The 16,123-nt window shown below is 63.2% G+C and carries 20 protein-coding genes; 15 read left to right on the plus strand and 5 right to left on the minus strand.

All coding sequences use genetic code 11. The features are described 5' to 3' along the window. Positions 1–4: 4 nt before the first annotated feature. Together cobF and ACIPIJ_RS13865 are read right to left on the minus strand one after the other, a co-directional pair. Positions 5–754, minus strand: coding sequence for a precorrin-6A synthase (deacetylating) (gene cobF, locus ACIPIJ_RS13860; RefSeq protein ID WP_401077347.1), 750 nt, complete (start codon positions 752–754; stop codon positions 5–7). 65 nt (positions 755–819) lie between these two features. After that, complete coding sequence (locus tag ACIPIJ_RS13865; RefSeq protein WP_401077349.1) at positions 820–2,109, minus strand: OprD family porin; 1,290 nt, start codon at positions 2,107–2,109, stop codon at positions 820–822. 356 nt (positions 2,110–2,465) lie between these two features. Between ACIPIJ_RS13865 and ACIPIJ_RS13870 the strand changes: the two genes are divergently transcribed. The 3 genes from ACIPIJ_RS13870 to ACIPIJ_RS13880 all read left to right on the plus strand — a co-directional run bounded on the left by ACIPIJ_RS13870 (position 2,466) and on the right by ACIPIJ_RS13880 (position 3,911). Further along, positions 2,466–2,825, plus strand: coding sequence for a histone-like nucleoid-structuring protein, MvaT/MvaU family (locus tag ACIPIJ_RS13870; protein WP_401077350.1), 360 nt, complete (start codon positions 2,466–2,468; stop codon positions 2,823–2,825). Positions 2,826–3,046: 221 nt separating this feature from the next. Then, a complete protein-coding gene (gene gloA, locus ACIPIJ_RS13875) occupies positions 3,047–3,574 on the plus strand; it encodes a lactoylglutathione lyase (protein ID WP_401077352.1) in 528 nt (175 codons plus the stop codon). A gap of 94 nt (positions 3,575–3,668) precedes the next feature. Beyond that, positions 3,669–3,911 (plus strand): hypothetical protein, encoded by a 243-nt coding sequence (locus tag ACIPIJ_RS13880; protein ID WP_060513305.1) that lies wholly within the window; start codon positions 3,669–3,671, stop codon positions 3,909–3,911. 60 nt (positions 3,912–3,971) lie between these two features. Here the strand turns inward: ACIPIJ_RS13880 and ACIPIJ_RS13885 are convergent, their stop codons facing one another. Beyond that, on the minus strand, positions 3,972–4,793 hold the full coding sequence (locus ACIPIJ_RS13885) for a shikimate 5-dehydrogenase (protein WP_401077353.1): 822 nt from the start codon (positions 4,791–4,793) through the stop codon (positions 3,972–3,974). A 162-nt stretch (positions 4,794–4,955) separates the two neighbouring features. On the opposite strand from ACIPIJ_RS13885, the gene ACIPIJ_RS13890 reads away from it, so the two are divergent. The 3 genes from ACIPIJ_RS13890 (at position 4,956) to pbpG (ending at position 6,737) form a co-directional block, all read left to right on the plus strand. Next, a complete protein-coding gene (locus tag ACIPIJ_RS13890; protein ID WP_401077354.1) occupies positions 4,956–5,291 on the plus strand; it encodes a hypothetical protein in 336 nt (111 codons plus the stop codon). Positions 5,292–5,385: 94 nt separating this feature from the next. Next, positions 5,386–5,568 (plus strand): hypothetical protein, encoded by a 183-nt coding sequence (locus ACIPIJ_RS13895; RefSeq protein ID WP_401077355.1) that lies wholly within the window; start codon positions 5,386–5,388, stop codon positions 5,566–5,568. Between the two features lie 242 nt (positions 5,569–5,810). Further along, positions 5,811–6,737 carry a D-alanyl-D-alanine endopeptidase gene (gene pbpG / locus ACIPIJ_RS13900; protein ID WP_401077356.1) on the plus strand — a complete coding sequence of 309 codons (927 nt, stop codon included), beginning with the start codon at positions 5,811–5,813 and terminating at the stop codon, positions 6,735–6,737. A gap of 48 nt (positions 6,738–6,785) precedes the next feature. Here the strand turns inward: pbpG and ACIPIJ_RS13905 are convergent, their stop codons facing one another. Beyond that, positions 6,786–7,229, minus strand: coding sequence for a hypothetical protein (locus ACIPIJ_RS13905; protein ID WP_401077581.1), 444 nt, complete (start codon positions 7,227–7,229; stop codon positions 6,786–6,788). 200 nt (positions 7,230–7,429) lie between these two features. On the opposite strand from ACIPIJ_RS13905, the gene ACIPIJ_RS13910 reads away from it, so the two are divergent. The 9 genes from ACIPIJ_RS13910 to ACIPIJ_RS13950 all read left to right on the plus strand — a co-directional run bounded on the left by ACIPIJ_RS13910 (position 7,430) and on the right by ACIPIJ_RS13950 (position 14,995). Beyond that, positions 7,430–8,764 carry a lysine N(6)-hydroxylase/L-ornithine N(5)-oxygenase family protein gene (locus tag ACIPIJ_RS13910; protein ID WP_401077358.1) on the plus strand — a complete coding sequence of 445 codons (1,335 nt, stop codon included), beginning with the start codon at positions 7,430–7,432 and terminating at the stop codon, positions 8,762–8,764. A gap of 175 nt (positions 8,765–8,939) precedes the next feature. Next, positions 8,940–10,133 (plus strand): PepSY-associated TM helix domain-containing protein, encoded by a 1,194-nt coding sequence (locus ACIPIJ_RS13915; RefSeq protein WP_401077360.1) that lies wholly within the window; start codon positions 8,940–8,942, stop codon positions 10,131–10,133. Further along, entirely contained in the window at positions 10,130–10,669 is a 540-nt protein-coding gene (locus ACIPIJ_RS13920) for a thiamine pyrophosphate-binding protein (RefSeq protein WP_401077362.1), read from the plus strand. Before ACIPIJ_RS13915 ends, ACIPIJ_RS13920 begins: the two co-directional genes overlap by 4 nt. Then, positions 10,666–10,986 carry a hypothetical protein gene (locus ACIPIJ_RS13925; RefSeq protein WP_401077363.1) on the plus strand — a complete coding sequence of 107 codons (321 nt, stop codon included), beginning with the start codon at positions 10,666–10,668 and terminating at the stop codon, positions 10,984–10,986. The genes ACIPIJ_RS13920 and ACIPIJ_RS13925 overlap by 4 nt, the downstream gene beginning before the upstream one ends. 11 nt (positions 10,987–10,997) lie before the next feature. Beyond that, entirely contained in the window at positions 10,998–11,567 is a 570-nt protein-coding gene (locus ACIPIJ_RS13930; protein WP_401077583.1) for a DUF6162 family protein, read from the plus strand. A gap of 17 nt (positions 11,568–11,584) precedes the next feature. Further along, positions 11,585–12,487 carry a metal ABC transporter substrate-binding protein gene (locus ACIPIJ_RS13935; RefSeq protein ID WP_401077364.1) on the plus strand — a complete coding sequence of 301 codons (903 nt, stop codon included), beginning with the start codon at positions 11,585–11,587 and terminating at the stop codon, positions 12,485–12,487. Further along, entirely contained in the window at positions 12,484–13,230 is a 747-nt protein-coding gene (locus tag ACIPIJ_RS13940) for a metal ABC transporter ATP-binding protein (RefSeq protein WP_401077365.1), read from the plus strand. Before ACIPIJ_RS13935 ends, ACIPIJ_RS13940 begins: the two co-directional genes overlap by 4 nt. Next, entirely contained in the window at positions 13,230–14,129 is a 900-nt protein-coding gene (locus ACIPIJ_RS13945) for a metal ABC transporter permease (RefSeq protein ID WP_401077367.1), read from the plus strand. Before ACIPIJ_RS13940 ends, ACIPIJ_RS13945 begins: the two co-directional genes overlap by 1 nt. Further along, entirely contained in the window at positions 14,126–14,995 is an 870-nt protein-coding gene (locus tag ACIPIJ_RS13950) for a metal ABC transporter substrate-binding protein (protein WP_401077369.1), read from the plus strand. Before ACIPIJ_RS13945 ends, ACIPIJ_RS13950 begins: the two co-directional genes overlap by 4 nt. Positions 14,996–15,058: 63 nt before the next feature. Here ACIPIJ_RS13950 and ACIPIJ_RS13955 read toward each other — a convergent pair whose 3' ends face one another. Further along, positions 15,059–16,111, minus strand: coding sequence for a DUF1615 domain-containing protein (locus ACIPIJ_RS13955; protein ID WP_401077371.1), 1,053 nt, complete (start codon positions 16,109–16,111; stop codon positions 15,059–15,061). Positions 16,112–16,123 lie beyond the last annotated feature (12 nt).

A 16,123-nucleotide genomic window follows, 5' to 3' on the forward strand; every position in this document is an offset into this window, starting at 1 on the left:
GCAGTCAGAGCTCCCTGCGCAAGAGGTAGGTATCCATGATCCACCCCTTGCGCAGCCTCGCCTCCTCCCGCACCGCCAGAATCCGCGCCTTTACCGCCTGCAACGGCCCGGCGATCAGCACCTCGTCCTCGGTCCCCAGGTAAGCCCCCCAGTAGATCACCAGCTCAGGGTCGTCGAGCGCGGCAAATGCGCACTGCCCATCCAGCATCACCAGCACATTGTCGAGCCGCGCCTGCTCCGCCAGGCGACGACCCGGCAGTACCAGCACTGGCTCGCCGATCCGGTTGAGTGTTACCTGATGCCGCGCCGCCAGGGCCTGCACACTGCTGATCCCGGGGATCACCTGCAAGCGCAGCGATACCCCCTGGTCGCGGACCCGCTGGAGTATGCGCAGGGTACTGTCATACAGGCCCGGCTCGCCCCACAGCAAGAAAGCGCCGATATCCTCGCTGCCCATTTCATCGGTGATCAGCCGGGCATACAGCGCAGCACGCTGGCAATGCCAGTCCTGCACCGCTGTCACATAGTCGGTGGCCGCGCTATCGCGCCGAGGGTCCGCCACCTGCACCAGGCGGTAGCCGCCCTCGGGCCGGTAGCGGTCGAGGATGGCCTTGCGCAGGCATACCAGCTCGTCCTTGCCCGAACCCTTGTCGAGCACGAAGAACAGCGTGGCGCGGCGCAGCGCTTCGACGGCTTCATAGGTCACCTGGCGCGGATCACCGGGACCAATACCGATCAGCAACAGGTCTTTCATCACAGAGCCTTGGGCTGGAAACAGCAGCCATTGTCATCCGGCCGCTGGCCTTTGGCAAAGTGCGCTCAGAAGATCGAGAAGTTGTAGCTGACGATCACCCGCGTCTCATCCATGTCACGCGCCCATTGCTCGTAGCTGCTGCGATAGGTGGAGTTGCGCAGGCGCACGCTGACATCCTTGAAGGCGCCGCTCTGCACCTGATATTTGAACTCGGTGTCGCGCTCCCATTCCTTGCCTTCGGCGTTACTGCCCGGGACTTTGATGTGGTCGCCATTGATGTAACGGGTGAAGAAGGTCAGGCCGGGCACACCGAGGGCCTTAAAGTCGTAGTCGTAACGCAGCTGCCAGGAGCGCTCCTGGGCGGCGGCGAAATCGTTGACCTGGGCATAGTTGACCAGGTACGGGTTGCTGCCATCGAGGTACGGCATCGCGCTTTCGCCATACATGCGCTGCCAGCCCGCGCTGACCTTGTGCCCGCCCAGGCTGTAGCCGAGCATGCCGCTGAACGCGCGATGGTCGATTTCTCCTGCGCGGGCGTTGCCGATGTCGTCACTCTTGATCAAACGCAGGTCGGCCGAAAGGCTGCCGACGGCTAGCGGCTGGCTGGCCACCAGGCCAAGGAAATGCTGGCGGTAGATGTTCTCCAGCTTGGCCACCTGATACTGGGCGCTGAGCCGCTCATTGAAACGATAGTCCAGGCCGGCCAGATCGAAGTGGTCGGCTTCGATGTCGCAGGCATAGCGCTTGTTCTTGCAGTGCACGCGAATGTCCTGGCGATCGGTGGAATCGCGCGCGGTGTATTGGTTCAGACGGGCCAGGGTGAACTTCAGGTCATGCACTTCTTCAGAGGTGAGCATGGCGCCATGGAACAGGGTCGGCAACAGGCGACCATCGTTGTACTTCAACAGCGGCACGTCCGGCATCATCGAACCGTACTTAAGCACGGTGTTGGACACCTTGACCTTGGCCGCCAGGCCCATCTTCGCGTACTGGTCTGCGGAGCGCCGCGGGTCATGGCCGGAAGCAGGCAATAAACCACTGTTACTGTCCGCCGGGCTGGAATCGAGTTTGAAACCCAACATGCCCAGGGCATCCACGCCAAACCCTACCGGACCTTGGGTATAACCGGATTGCACATTGAGGATGAAGCCTTGCGCCCACTCTTCCCGCTTGGACGCGCCCTGGCTGGAACTGCTGTGGCCGTCACGAAAATCCCGGTTGAAATAGACATTGCGTGCTTCAAGCTTGGCACGGCTGTCTTCAAGAAAGCCGGCGGCTTGGGCCTGCGCGCCGGCACACAACAGGAACAGGCCGGCAACACGGCACCCGGGGGCGAGATTACGGGGGGCAAACATGCGAGGGAACATCCAAAGTAAGGCGAATAAACACGGTGTGGCGAACCTGTGCCACGCTGAGGTGAGGCGGCCGAAGAACACTCGACCATCATCTGAAATGATCGCCCGAAGGCTCTGGCATGGGCCATTGGACCATGGTCTACAAAGACTTGAATGGGCCACCAAGTACGTTGGAAATTACCGTTCGAAAAACTTGTAAAGTTCCCGCCTTACTTGGAAAAGTTTGCAGTTTACCCAACTGCTACTAATGTCTACACTCGATATCAGCGAACAGTTTCACCCACCCGCGTGGCCGGCGTTATTTCTTTCCCATGTTCGTCACGCCCCGCCACGGATGACGTACAGGAGTGAGTACAGTGTCCAGACTTGCAGAGTTTCGTGCTGCCGAAAAAGCGCTCCAGGAACAGATGGCTCAACTGGAAGCGCTGAAAAAGGATGCCGGCCTAAAACGCGAAATCGAATTCGAGCAGAAACTAGTCGGCCTGATGAAAAGCTATGACAAAAGCCTGCGCGATATCGTCGCCATCCTCGACCCCAAGGCCGTGACCCGCGGCGTAGCCAGCGCCCCCAAACAGCAACGCCGCGCACGCGTGGTGAAAGTGTACGAGAACCCGCACACCGGCGAGCTGATCGAGACCAAGGGTGGCAACCACCGCGGCCTCAAGGCCTGGAAAGAACAGTATGGGGCCGGCACTGTGGAAAGTTGGCTGCGCTGATGAAACATCAACGCTTGCTTCACACTTTTTTCACAAGAACTGGCTCAGTATCGAGACAGCTAAAGGACTAGCGACCCCATCACGCGCCCGCACATGCGGGCCTCTCTTCCAGCGCCCTGCCTTGTGCAGGGCGCTTTCATTTGCGCAATCGCTTCACTGCCGTATCATGGCCCCCTGTCTGTTCCGCTGGCCCCGCTGCCAGCCCCGTCTCTGGAGTACCCATGAGCCTGCACGATCTGCAAACCCTGCCGGGCGTCACCGCACAGCCTGACGCCGCCACCGCCCAATTCGTCTTCAACCACACCATGCTGCGGGTCAAGGACATCGAGAAGTCGCTGGACTTCTACACCCGTGTGCTGGGCTTCCGCCTGGTCGACAAGCGTGACTTCCCGGAAGCGGCATTCAGCCTGTACTTCCTGGCCCTGGTCGACCCGGCGCAAATCCCTGCCGATGACGCCGCCCGTCACCAGTGGATGAAATCGATCCCCGGCGTGCTGGAGCTGACCCACAACCACGGCACCGAGAACGACGCGGCGTTCGCTTACCACAACGGCAACACTGACCCGCGCGGCTTTGGCCATATCTGCATTTCGGTGCCGGACGTACGCGTTGCCTGCGCCCGCTTCGAGGCGCTGGACGTGCCCTTCCAGAAGCGCCTGGCCGATGGCCGCATGAACCACCTGGCCTTCGTCAAGGACCCGGACGGTTACTGGGTCGAAGTGATCCAGCCAGCCGAGCTCAAAGACTGACTGATCGGCTTGCGCTCGTCGGGCCGGGAACTCCCGGCCCTTTGCTGTGGTATATGAAGGTAACCGCTTCACTAGCCACAGCGAGGTAAGGACGATGCAATCTCTTCACTGTGAATACCGCGACCACACCATCACCGCCAGCGTGATGCCCCACCCCGACTCCCCTCTTCCCTACGCCGCCGGCTGCCTGATCACCGATCCGCAAGGCCACACCAGCAAGCGATTGTCGATGCCGATGAAGTTCTTCTCGGACCTCGAGAATGCGCAGCATGTGTCGCTGGCCCATGGGCGAGCCCTGGTGGATGAACAGCTGGACAAGGGGCATAAAGCCTTTTGATGGGCTGCTAAATATTGGCCCCTACGCGGGCAAGCCCACGAAGGGGCCAGTCCAGGCAGCCTAGATATCCCGTGCGTAAGCCACAGCAGCGTCAACCTGCTCCCGCGTGGGCCTGACCCCGGTATACAGCACGAACTGCTCCAGCGCCTGCAACGCAATCACCTCCAATCCGGTTATCACCGGTTTGCCCAGTGCCTGCGCTCGCCGAATCAACGGCGTAAGCGCCGGCATCGCCACCACATCGAAGACCCGCTCGGCCGCAGCGATGGCATTTTCGCTGAATGCCAGTTCATCGGCCTGTGGCCCGCCCTCCATGCCGATTGGCGTGACATTCACCAGCATTGGCGGGCACCGGTCACCCAACTCCGCCACCCAGCGATAACCACACATGTCCGCCAGTTGCCGCCCTGCTTGCTCGTTGCGCGCCACGATGACGCCCTCCCGGAACCCCGCATCGCGTAGCGCACTGGCAACCGCCTTGGCCATGCCGCCGCTGCCGCGTAGGGCAAAAGCGGTGTCCGGGGCAACCTGATGCTGTTCAAGCAACTGCCGCACGGCCAGGTAGTCGGTGTTGTAAGCCTTCAAGTGGCCGCCGCGATTGACCAGCGTGTTCACCGACTCGATTGCCGCGGCAGACGGGTCCACTTCATCGACCAGCGCCATGCAGGCCTCCTTGTACGGCATCGAAACCCCACACCCACGGATACCCAGCGCACGAATACCCACCACCGCGCCCGGCAGGTCATTCGTGCTCATCGCCTTGTAGTAATAATCCAGGCCCAATTGCTGGTACAGATGGTTATGAAAGCGCACGCCGAAGGTGCCCGGCCTGCCGGCCAGGGAAATGCACAGCACCGTGTCTCTGCTGGGAGTTACCGCCATAACCTGCTCCTTTTTCATACCTGAAACGTTTATGCAGCCTATCAGACCTCGCCACTTGTCGCCCCTTACACAACCTTTACCGTTCCCCTGTGCTCAGCTGACAGAGACCAGAGCCATAGTAATAGGGCCCCAAGTGTGGGGTTTGCCTTGCGAGGAAGTCTCATGAACCGTCTCATCCCTGGAATCGCCCTGCTGGTCGGTGCCCTGGCCATCAGCGGGCAAGCATCCGCCCACGGTGGCGGCGGTGGCTGGTATGGCCCAGGCCCGCTGCTCGGTGCGGCGGTGGTGGGCGCCGTGGTCGGGGCGACCGTTGCTGGCGGCCATGACCGTACTGTCTATGTCGAGCGCCAGCCGGCGTACTATCCGCCACCCCCTGTGTATGTGCAGGCGCCGCCTGCGCCAGTGTATTACCAGCCCTACTATGTGCCGGCACCACCGCCGCCGGTATACCGTAGCTACGGCCCGCCCCCGGTGTATTACGGCCCGCCGCGCTGGTGACCGTTGATAAAACTGATGAGCACTATTGAGCCTGTTGATTTCAAAGTGGACCGGCTGCTGCGTAAGGTAGGGCCATGTTTTACAGGAGGTCCCCATGGCCACTATCCAGATCATGTCCGTCATCGGCAGCGCCGTCCCCTCCACATTACGTGAAAAGGGCCTGCTGGCTTGCTGGTACCTGGTACGCAACGGCGAAGCGGTAAGCGGCCCGTTGGCCAGCCGCGCGTCGGCCCAGGCGCTGGCCGAACAACTTAAAGCCAATTGCCTGATCGCTTGACCGAATTTGTTGTGCGTTGCTCCCTACGCGTGTTCTGGCCCGCCCTTTGGCGGGTCTTTTTTTGCCTGTACAAACCGACGAACGGAGCGGGGATAACCGTTACAGCATGAAGCTTTTTTCATATCGACAAGGGGGTTCAACGAGCAATCGACAGCGGTTCAGCCATACTCCACAATGCGAGCGTTTTTTGGGGGAAAACCCTTGCACAGCCAACGACATACCAACTTTTAGTGAGCCTCAACGTGAAAACATCCCTGTCCATCCTCAGCCTGCTGCTGTTGCTCACAGGTACAGCGACCCTACCGTCGACCGCTGCTGCACAACCCCCAGCCCAGATTCAACGCGACCCTTCCAAGCTGCATCTGGCTTCCGGCAGCGCCCTGCTGATCGACCTGAACACCAACCAGGAACTGTATTCGAGCCACGCCGACCGTGTGGTACCGATCGCCTCGGTGACCAAACTGATGACCGCGATGGTGGTGCTGGACGCCAAGCTGCCCATGGATGAAATGCTCACCATGACCATCGCCAACAACCCGGACATGAAAGGTGTCTACTCGCGCGTGCGCCTGGGCAGTGAACTCAACCGTCGTGAAACCTTGCTCATCACCTTGATGTCCTCGGAAAACCGCGCCGCCACTACCCTGGCCAACCACTATCCGGGCGGCTACCCGGCATTTATCAAGGCGATGAACGCCAAAGCCCGCAGCCTGGGCATGGCGCATACCCGGTACGTGGAGCCGACTGGCCTGTCGACGCAGAACGTATCAAACGCCCGCGACCTGGCCAAGCTGCTGATGGCGTCGCGTAAATATCCGATGCTGAGCGAGCTGTCGACCACCCGCGAAAAGACTGTGGCCTTCCGCAAGCCCAACTACACGCTGGGCTTCCGTAATACCGACCACCTGGTGAACAAGAGCAACTGGGACATCAAGCTGACCAAGACCGGGTTCACCAACGAAGCCGGCCACTGCCTGGTGCTGCTGACGCGCATGGACAACCGCCCGGTGGCCATGGTGATCCTCGACGCCTTCGGCAAGTACACGCATTTTGCCGATGCCAGCCGCATGCGCCAGTGGCTGGAGACCGGCACAGCCAAGCCGGCACCGGCGGTGGCGATGCAATACAAGTCGGACCGGCAGAACAAAGGCCGCCTGGCTTCCGATTAACGCACCAGCAGGGCTGGCCAGCCGGCGAACGGGCCAGCCCTGACACCTTCAGGCTTGCGTGCTGACCATCGTGCCGGCACTGCTGCCGCCCGTCGTCTGCAAAGCTTCGAGCAACTGCGCGGTGGCGGTCATGATTTCGCCATTGATCGTGGCAATACTCGACTGCTTGGCGCTCACTGCAGCCGTCTTGGCAGTCTCGTCCATCTTCTGGGCCATCAGGTTGGCCAGTTGTTTCTGCTCATCGGCCAATTGCTTCTGCAGCTTCTTGATCATCTCGCGCAATTGCTTGATGTGTGCCGGTTCGGAGCTCTCGTCGCTTTGCTGTGCGCCTTGCGCCCCGCCGCCGCCCTGTGCCTTGCTGGTGTCCGCTGTCGCGGTCGCCCCGCTCTTCTGCGCGTCCTCGGTTTTTTCCGCTTCGCTGCTGGTGGCCGGGGTTGCGCTGACGGCCTGTGCCGATACGTTGTTGATAGTGATTGCCGAGATAGCGGTCATGTTCTTGTCCCTGCCTTGAAAATGGGTCCTTGCATTGACTTGCCTATCGGCGACCTTGCGCAAAACTTTAGGCTCGCAGCGCACCCCCTACGCTGAGCATCAGTAAATTCCCTACAACGTGGCTCGTTCCAACCAATGTACTCGCGCAGGCGCCGGAGCCCCGGCGGGCGCCCACATTCGACCATTATGGAATCGCAGCCATGAGCCAGTCTTCAAACCCGGAAACCATCAAGGATCTGATCGGCGTGGGCTTCGGCCCTTCCAACCTGGCCTTGGCCATTGCCCTGGAAGAACTTGCCCAGACCCAGGGCCACGCCCTCGATGCGCTGTTCATCGACAAGCAGAAGGACTACCGCTGGCACGGCGAAACCCTGGCCACCCAAAGCGAGCTGCAGATCTCTTTCCTCAAGGACCTGGTGTCGCTGCGCAACCCCACCAGCCCGTACAGCTTCGTCAACTACCTGCACCAGAAGCAACGCCTGGCCGACTTCATCAACCTCGGCACCTTCTACCCCTGCCGCCTGGAGTACAACGACTACCTGCGCTGGGCTGCCGAGCATTTTGCCACCCAGGCCGTCTACGGTGAGGAAGTGTTGCGTATCGAGCCCGAGCTGAAAGCTGGGCGCGTCGAACACCTGCGCCTGGTATCGCGCGATAGCCAAGGCCGCGAGTACAGCCGACGCACCCGCTCGGTGGTGGTCGGCAGCGGTGGCACGCCGAAAATTCCTGAAAAATTCGGTGCGTTCAAGGATGATCCCCGCGTCTTCCACCACTCGCAGTACCTGCGCAGCCTGAACAAACTGCCCTGCGCCGAAGGCAAGCCGATGCGCATCGCGGTGATCGGCTCTGGCCAGAGCGCCGCTGAAGCCTTCATCGACCTCAACGACAGCTACCCCTCGGTGAAAGTCGACATGGTGCTGCGCGGCTCCGCGCTCAAGCCCGCTGACGACAGCCCGTTCGTCAACGAGATTTTCTCGCCCGACTACACCGACCTGGTCTACAACGAGCCGGCTGACCAGCGCACCAAGCTGCTGGGTGAGTACCACAACACCAACTACTCGGTGGTCGACCTCGACCTGATCGAGCGCATCTACGGCATCCTCTACCGCCAGAAGGTCTCGCACCAGTTCCGTCACAACGTGCTGTGCCGTCGCCAGGTAGAGGCTGTGGTGGCGACCCGCGAAGGCATCGAGCTGACCCTGCGCGATCTGGCCACCGGCCAACAGCAGACTCACCGTTACGATGCCATCATCCTCGCCACCGGCTATGAACGCCGCTCGCATCGCGACCTGCTGGCACCACTCGCAGGCTACCTGGAAGACTTTGCCGTTGACCGCAACTACCGGGTACTGGCCAGCCCCAACCTGCAGGCCTCGGTGTACCTGCAAGGCTTCTGCGAGAACAGCCACGGCCTGAGCGACACCCTGCTGTCGGTGCTGCCATCGCGCGCCGCAGAGATCGGCCAAGCCCTGTATGACGACCTGGCACAACAACACGCCAGCGCCCAGCCAGCGGTCGCCCTGACCAGCGCCTAACGCCTTTGCGCTGCACATCAAGCCGGCAGGGTGCCTCGCGCACCCTGCCGGCTTTTTTCTTCTTGAAACATTTGCTTGCACTTAAAACGGCAGGATTTCCATTCTCATTCGTCTTTATAAATGCAGCCCCAGTGGTTGGGCATTTGCTCGACCCTCATTTTCAGAAGACCGACCGATGGCCAAATCACCGAAAAAATCCAAGTCCAAGCTGTGGTTCTTGGTCCACAGCTGGCTCGCACTGCCAATCTGGTTCTTCGTGCTGATCGTCTGCTTCACCGGCATGCTCGCCGTGGTCAGCCAGGAAATCGTCTGGCTGGCCAACCCGGACGTACGCGCCAGCCAGCCCGACGACACTGCCGAGCGCCTGAGTTTCCAGCAAGTGCTCGACGCCCTGCACCAGGCCGAGCCTGACATGGCCGTGCGCTCCTTGAGCCAACCGGACGGGGCCCACTTTGCCCTCAACGCGCGCGTCACCCTGCCCGATGGCACCACCCCGACGCTCTACGTCAACCCGTACACCGGCGCGATCCAGGGCAAGGTACCCGACTTCAACTTCGAAGCCTTTACCCGCGCCCTGCACGGTTGGTGGCTGGTGCCGTTCACCAATGGCTACAGCTGGGGCTGGTACCTGGTGTCGCTGCTCGGGCTGCCGATGCTGGCATCGTTGGTCACGGGGCTTGTGGTCTACAAGAAGTTCTGGAAAGGCTTTTTCAAACCGGTGCGTACCGGCCACGGCTCGCGCATCTTCTGGGGCGACCTGCATCGCCTGGCGGGGGTCTGGTCGATCTGGTTCATCGCGGTCATCTCGGTTACCGGCCTCTGGTTCCTGATCCAGGCGATCCTCGCCGACAACCACATCACCATTTCCAGCGAGCCGGTGGTACCGGTGATCGCCCGCGAGCAAGTGCCGCAGAGCAGCGATGGCGGCCCCGCGCCACGCATCGACCTGGACGAGGCCGCGCGTATCGCAGGCCTGGCCATCCCGGGCCTGGACATCAGTTTCGTCTCGCTGCCGGCCACCGCCTATAGCCACATCGACATGGGTGGGCGCGGCTGGTACCCGCTAATGTTCCAAAGCGCCGCAGTCAACCCTTACACCCGCAACGTCGACAGCCAGTTCCTGATCAGCGACCGCTCGGCCCTGGAGTTCGTCACCGAATCGATGCGCCCCTTGCACACCGGGGACTTCGGCGGCCTGCCGATCAAGCTGATCTGGTTCTTCTTCGGCCTGGTCCTCACCCTGATGGTGATGAGCGGCCTGCTGATCTGGACCAAACGCACCGCACAGGCTACCGCCGCAGCGCTCAAGCGCAGCGAGCGTTCGCCACGCACGCGGGCCCGCAACACCACCGTGGAGATTCAACCATGAGCCAGGCCCAGGCCGTGCCCGCCAGCGCGCTGAAACAGTTCTGGCTGAAGTGGCGCTTCCACCTCAATATCCTGCTGATCCTCATCCCACTGGGGTTCATGCCCAAGTATTTTGCCGACGCCAAGCTGTTTCGCGGCGACGCTGGGCTGGGCGCGAACCCGATCAGCAATATCCAAGTTGGCCCCTATAGCCTCGACCTGGCAGAGGTCAGGGACCAGCCGCCTCGTGCCGACGGCCCGGCGGGCTACTTCAAAAGCTTCAATGCCGCGCTGTGCAAGGCCTGCATCAACGAGGTCAAGGCCGTCTACCTGCGCATCGGCAAACCCCGCAGCCTGCGCGCAGCCGGCACCATCTTCTTCGGCGCGCCGTACCGCATGGGCACCAACCTGCCGATCCCGTTACGCACTCAGCCAGACGCCCAGATCTGGATCACCCTCGAAGGCTGGGATGGCAGCATGCACCAGGCATCGGTCCCCCTGGCCAAGGCTTCGCCGGCCACCGTGGCCTGGCTCGAGAAACAAGGAGGCAAACCATGAAACATCTGATGCGCAGGCTCGCCCTGCCCTTGCTGGTACTGGCCGCTGGCCCGGCCCTGGCGCACAACCCGATGTGCGACTGTGAAGCGATCGACGGCGGCCAGGTCAAATGCACCGGCGGTTTCTCGGACGGCAGCGGTGCCCCGGGCGTGACCCTGGACGTGATCGGCTATGACGAGCAGGTGCTAGTAGGTGGCAAGCTCGGCCAGGACTCGACCCTCACCTTCAAGCGCCCGGACGGCGAGTTCTACGTGCTGTTCGATGCCGGCCCAGGCCACGTGGTGGAAGTCGACCACGCCGACATCGCGCAACCATGAGCAGCCCGACCCTGAGCCGCACCCAAGTGGTGCGCCCCGCCGGTGCCGGGCATGAAACCCTCTACGTACTGCTGGTCAGCCTGTTGATCGTCATCGTCGCGGCCACGGTAGTGCTGCTGCGCGGTGAGCGCGAAGACGAGCAGGCCATCGCCAGCCACCAGATCGACGCCCGCCGCGACCTCACCGCCGCCGAACAGGGCCTCTTCACCGACCTGCGGGTAGCGTTTGACGAGATCCAGCTGCTGCGCGAAGAAACCGCCGCCGCGCCCAGCGTGCAGGCCATGGCCGAGGAAGGCCTGCCACCGTTCGTGGTGGATGCCGGCAGCCAGAGCCGCGGCAGCCACCAGTGGCAGTGGCTGCCGGCCGGTGCCTACCTGGGCCGCAGCCAGGCACCGCAGGTCGCCGGCAGCTTCCTGCTGATTCTGCCCGCTGACAGCAGCGGCGAGCCTGATGTCTGGCTGCGCCGCGACAGCGCCGCCGTGGTGCCGGACGACCTTGGCGAAGCTGCCCTGGTGGCCGCCGGCTGGCAGCAAGTGGTCAGCCATTACGACGCCGGGGTCACCCGCGAACACCGTCACTGAACCCAAGGAATTCCTCCATGTTCCGCTCCGTCTTCGCCCTGCTTCTGGCCTGTGCCCTGCCGTCACTGGCCTTGGCCGACACCGGCAAACCCCTGCGCATCGGCATCACCCTGCACCCGTATTACAGCTACGTGAGCAACATCGTCGGCGACAAGGCCGAAGTCGTGCCGCTGATCCCGGCAGGTTTCAACCCGCACGCCTACGAGCCGCGGGCCGAAGACATCAAGCGCATCGGCAGCCTGGATGTGGTGGTACTCAACGGCGTGGGCCATGACGATTTCGCCGACCGCATGATCGCCGCCAGCGAAAAGCCCGACATCAACACCATCGAAGCCAACCAGAACGTGCCGCTGCTGGCAGCCACCGGCATCGCCGCGCGCGGCGCCGGCAAGGTGGTCAACCCGCACACCTTCCTGTCGATCAGCACCACCATTGCCCAGGTCAACAACATCGCCCGCGAACTGGGCAAGCTCGACCCGGACAACGCCAAGTTCTATACCCAGAACGCCCGTGCCTACGCCAAGCGCCTACGCACCTTGCGCGCCGAAGCACTGGCCAAAGTGACCGAAGCACCCGGCGCCGACTTCCGTGTGGCCACCATCCACGCCGCCTATGACTACCTGGTGCGCGATTTCGGCCTGGAAGTGACCGCGGTGGTCGAGCCGGCCCACGGCATCGAACCCAGCCCTGCGCAACTGAAGAAAACCATCGACCAGCTCAAGGCGCTGGACGTCAAGGTGATCTTCTCGGAAATGGACTTCCCCTCGGCCTACGTCGAGACCATCCAGCGCGAGTCGGGCGTGCGCCTGTACCCACTGACCCATATTTCCTACGGCGAATACACCAAGGAAAAATACGAAGTGGAAATGCAGCGCAACCTCGACACCGTGGTCCGCGCCATCCAGGAGAACCGCGCATGACCGCTGCCGCCAACCTTAGGGTGGCCGGCGGGCCACGCATCGAGTTCGCCGGCATCGACCTGACGCTGGGCCGCACGCGCATCCTCGAGCAGGTCCAGTTCAGCGTCGCCGCCGGTAGCGTGCACGCCATCGTCGGCCCCAACGGCGGCGGCAAGAGCTCGCTGATCAAGACCCTGCTCGGGCAGATGCCGCACCAAGGCCAACTGACCCTGCACTGGCCGGGTGAACAACAGGTGATCGGTTACGTGCCTCAGGCCCTGGAGTTCGACCGTGGCTTGCCGATGACCGTGGACGACTTCATGGCCGCAATGTGTCAGCGGCGCCCGGCCTTCCTTGGCCTGTCGCGCCGTGTGCAGCCGGCAATCGACGCGGCGCTGGCCCGCGTGGGCATGCTCGACAAACGCAAGCGCCGCATGGGTGCGCTGTCCGGCGGCGAACGCCAGCGCGTGCTGCTGGCCCAGGGCTTGATCCCCGAGCCACAGCTGCTGGTGCTCGATGAACCCATGTCGGCGCTCGACGAAGCCGGTATCCAGGTGTTCGAGCAGCTGCTGCAGGGGTGGCGCCAGGCTGGCACCACCGTGCTGTGGATCGAGCACGACCTGCAAGCCGTGCTTCGCCTGGCCGACCGGGTCACCGGGCTGAGCCGCCAGGTACTGTTCGACGCCCCACCGGCCCAGGCCCTGACCCCAGAGCGCCTGCTGAGCCTGTTCTCCGTCCACCCGCGCAGCGAGAGCCTCGCCTGATGAGCTATGAAGCATTCCGCCAACTGGTCCAGGAATGGGCCGGCGCTGGCTACCTGCCGGAGGCCCTGGCCTACGGCTTCGTGATCAATGCACTGCTGGCCGGGCTGATGATCGGCCCGGTGCTGGGCGGCCTGGGCACCTTGGTGGTGGTCAAGCGCTTTGCCTTCTTCTCCGAGGCCGTGGGCCATGCCGCGCTCACCGGCGTGGCTATCGGCATCCTGCTCGGCGAACCCTACACCGGCCCCTACGGCAGCCTGTTCGGCTACTGCCTGCTGTTCGGCATCCTGCTCAACTTCCTGCGCAACCGCACTGGGCTGTCGCCGGACACGCTGATCGGGGTATTCCTTTCCGTGTCACTGGCACTGGGCGCCAGCCTGCTGCTGATGCTGGCCGGCAAGATCAACGTGCATATCCTCGAAAACGTGCTGTTCGGCTCGGTATTGACGGTCAGCGCGCAAGACCTGGTGGTGCTCGGCATTGTCGCCGCCCTGGTGCTGGCGCTAGCCCTGCCGTTGTACAACCGCATCATGCTGGCCAGTTTCAACCCGCAACTGGCAGCGGTACGCGGGGTGGCGGTGAAGACCCTGGACTACCTGTTCGTGGTGCTGGTGACGCTGGTCACAGTGGCCTCGGTCAAGGTGATCGGGGCGATCCTGGTCGGCGCACTGCTGGTGATTCCGGCCGCCGCCGCACGGCTGGTCAGCCAGTCGCTCAAGGGCTTTTTCTTCATTTCGGTGCTGATCGCCACCCTGAGCACGCTGCTGGGTATCCTGCTGCCGATCGTCTTCGACCTGCCGGTGCCATCCGGCGCCGCAATCATTCTGGTCGCCGGCATCTGCTTCGCCCTCGCCGCCCTGGCCCGCGCCCTCGTCCCCCGCCTGCAAGGAAACCCGGCATGACCCTCAAACAGCTGACCCTGGCCATGGCCCTGGTGGGCCTGCCCTCGCTGTCCTTCGCCACGCAAGTGCTAACCACCCTGCCCGTCACCCACAGCCTGGCCGCTGCCCTGCTCGACGGCACCTCGGTGCAGCTCAAGCGCGCCGCCCCGGCCAACCTGCCGGCCAGCCGCCAGCCTTCGTACTTCAGCAGCCGCGGCGGCGCCAGCCTGGCCAAAGCGGCGCAACAGGCCGATGCGGTGATCGGTGTGCGCTCGATCTGGCGCGACGACCCGCTGTACCCGATGGCCCGACGCAGCAACATCCGTATCGTCGAAATCGATGCCGCGCGGCCGGTGGACGGCGCGCTGCCGGGTATCGCGGTGAGTGGCGAAGACGCCTACGCCGCCTACCCGTGGCTGAACCCGACCAACCTCGGGCGCATGGCCGATGTACTGGCCAATGACCTGGAGCGCCTGGCGCCTGCCGACAAGGCGAAGATCCAGGGCAACCTGGCGGGCCTCAAGCGCCAGTTGCTGGCGTTGACCGCCAACAGCCAGACAGCGCTCGCCAAAGCCGACAACCTGACCGTGGTCAGCCTGTCCGAGCGCCTGGGGTACCTGGCCAGCGGCCTGAACCTGGATGTGGTGGAACAGGCGCTACCGGCTGATGGCAAATGGGATGAGGCGGCGCTCGAGGCGCTGGCAGAGCACCTCAAGGAGCAGGATGTGGCGCTGGTCTTGGACCATCGCCAGCCCGATGCGGCGGTGGCCGAGGTGATCAAGTCGTCCGGGGCCAAGCTGCTGGTGGTGGAGAGTGACCCGGAAGATGCGGTGGTCGGGCTCAAGACCAGTGTTGATCAGGTGGTCGGGGCACTGAGCGAAAGTTGATGCTGCCTGCTTGGCGCTTTCGCGGGGCAAGCCCGCGAAAGCGCCGGCACTGACAAAGCAGCGCTAACGCTTCATGCACCGCTGATAGCGCTCATCCACCCGCCCGGCAAACCACGCGGTGGTCAGCTTGCGGGTGATCTTCGGACTCTTCAGCTCGATCCCTGGGAGCACCGCCCTGGGTACCGGCTTGCCGGCCGCCGCGTCAGCCAGGGCGAATACCCCGCTGTACAGTTTGCTGTCCTCGAACGCCAGGCTGTCGCCCAACCCCAGTTGGCTGCGGATCTGCGGGTTGCGCAGCCCCAGTTTCACACCCAGTTTGCGCGCTGCCTGCTCGGTGCTGCCGGGCATGATCGAGCCTGGCGCGATCAAGTCGCCATCCAGCGCCAGCTCCACTCCCGTGACCTTGCTCAACGCAGCCTGGAACGCGGCATTGCGGCTGGCGTACCAACCGGCGTTGAAATCGGCAAAGCGATGCAGTTGACGCTCGTAGTGCGCCGGGTAGCCGAGCAGGTGACCAATACCGAAGTACATACCGCCACGGCGGCTGAAGACTTCCTGGCGGATCGTACCGTCGTAGGTATAGGGATAATCCTTGGCATGTTGCTCGGCAAACTCGACGCTGACCTGCATCGGCCCACCGGTATGCACCGGGTTGAGGCCACCGAGCAAGGTCTTGCCCAAAGGCAGACGCGCAATCACCTCATCGTACAGCGCGCTGAGCTGCTTCTCACTGCGCACCGCAAGGAGCCGCTGCTGATAGGTCTGGCCATTGCCCGAGGTGGTTTTCAGTGCACCGTCGACCAGCAAGCGCGGAACATGCAGGCTTGCCGCGCGGCGGTCGATCTCGGCGCGGGCAATACGCCCCAGGTTGGGCACCTGAGGGTCGGCATTGAACGTCGACTCCTGCTCGGTCACCGCCAAAACGGCGCACAGGTTGCTCTTGCTCGGGGTGATGCGCTGGGCTTCGAACGCCACCTGGATATCCTTGGCCCAGCCTTCGCGGTCCTTGGCCTGGGCAGGCAACAGCCGCACGAGCTGGGCACGCACCTTGGCCGGGTCGGCGTCGGGCTCTTCCTCACGACGCCCGGCGCACCCCTGCAGCAGCGCCAGGGCCATCAACCCTGCCGC

The sequence above is a fragment of the Pseudomonas sp. NPDC087185 genome, from assembly GCF_044744955.1.
GTDB lineage: Bacteria > Pseudomonadota > Gammaproteobacteria > Pseudomonadales > Pseudomonadaceae > Aquipseudomonas.

Coding starts and splice junctions, on each gene's coding strand:
- cobF (WP_401077347.1), bottom strand. CDS start 754: ATGAAAGACCTGTTGCTGATCGGTATTGGTCCCGGTGATCCGCGCCAG.
- ACIPIJ_RS13865 (WP_401077349.1), bottom strand. CDS start 2,109: ATGTTTGCCCCCCGTAATCTCGCCCCCGGGTGCCGTGTTGCCGGCCTG.
- gloA (WP_401077352.1), top strand. CDS start 3,047: ATGAGCCTGCACGATCTGCAAACCCTGCCGGGCGTCACCGCACAGCCT.
- ACIPIJ_RS13880 (WP_060513305.1), top strand. CDS start 3,669: ATGCAATCTCTTCACTGTGAATACCGCGACCACACCATCACCGCCAGC.
- ACIPIJ_RS13885 (WP_401077353.1), bottom strand. CDS start 4,793: ATGGCGGTAACTCCCAGCAGAGACACGGTGCTGTGCATTTCCCTGGCC.
- ACIPIJ_RS13890 (WP_401077354.1), top strand. CDS start 4,956: ATGAACCGTCTCATCCCTGGAATCGCCCTGCTGGTCGGTGCCCTGGCC.
- ACIPIJ_RS13895 (WP_401077355.1), top strand. CDS start 5,386: ATGGCCACTATCCAGATCATGTCCGTCATCGGCAGCGCCGTCCCCTCC.
- ACIPIJ_RS13905 (WP_401077581.1), bottom strand. CDS start 7,229: ATGACCGCTATCTCGGCAATCACTATCAACAACGTATCGGCACAGGCC.
- ACIPIJ_RS13910 (WP_401077358.1), top strand. CDS start 7,430: ATGAGCCAGTCTTCAAACCCGGAAACCATCAAGGATCTGATCGGCGTG.
- ACIPIJ_RS13915 (WP_401077360.1), top strand. CDS start 8,940: ATGGCCAAATCACCGAAAAAATCCAAGTCCAAGCTGTGGTTCTTGGTC.
- ACIPIJ_RS13920 (WP_401077362.1), top strand. CDS start 10,130: ATGAGCCAGGCCCAGGCCGTGCCCGCCAGCGCGCTGAAACAGTTCTGG.
- ACIPIJ_RS13925 (WP_401077363.1), top strand. CDS start 10,666: ATGAAACATCTGATGCGCAGGCTCGCCCTGCCCTTGCTGGTACTGGCC.
- ACIPIJ_RS13935 (WP_401077364.1), top strand. CDS start 11,585: ATGTTCCGCTCCGTCTTCGCCCTGCTTCTGGCCTGTGCCCTGCCGTCA.
- ACIPIJ_RS13940 (WP_401077365.1), top strand. CDS start 12,484: ATGACCGCTGCCGCCAACCTTAGGGTGGCCGGCGGGCCACGCATCGAG.
- ACIPIJ_RS13945 (WP_401077367.1), top strand. CDS start 13,230: ATGAGCTATGAAGCATTCCGCCAACTGGTCCAGGAATGGGCCGGCGCT.
- ACIPIJ_RS13950 (WP_401077369.1), top strand. CDS start 14,126: ATGACCCTCAAACAGCTGACCCTGGCCATGGCCCTGGTGGGCCTGCCC.
- ACIPIJ_RS13955 (WP_401077371.1), bottom strand. CDS start 16,111: ATGGCCCTGGCGCTGCTGCAGGGGTGCGCCGGGCGTCGTGAGGAAGAG.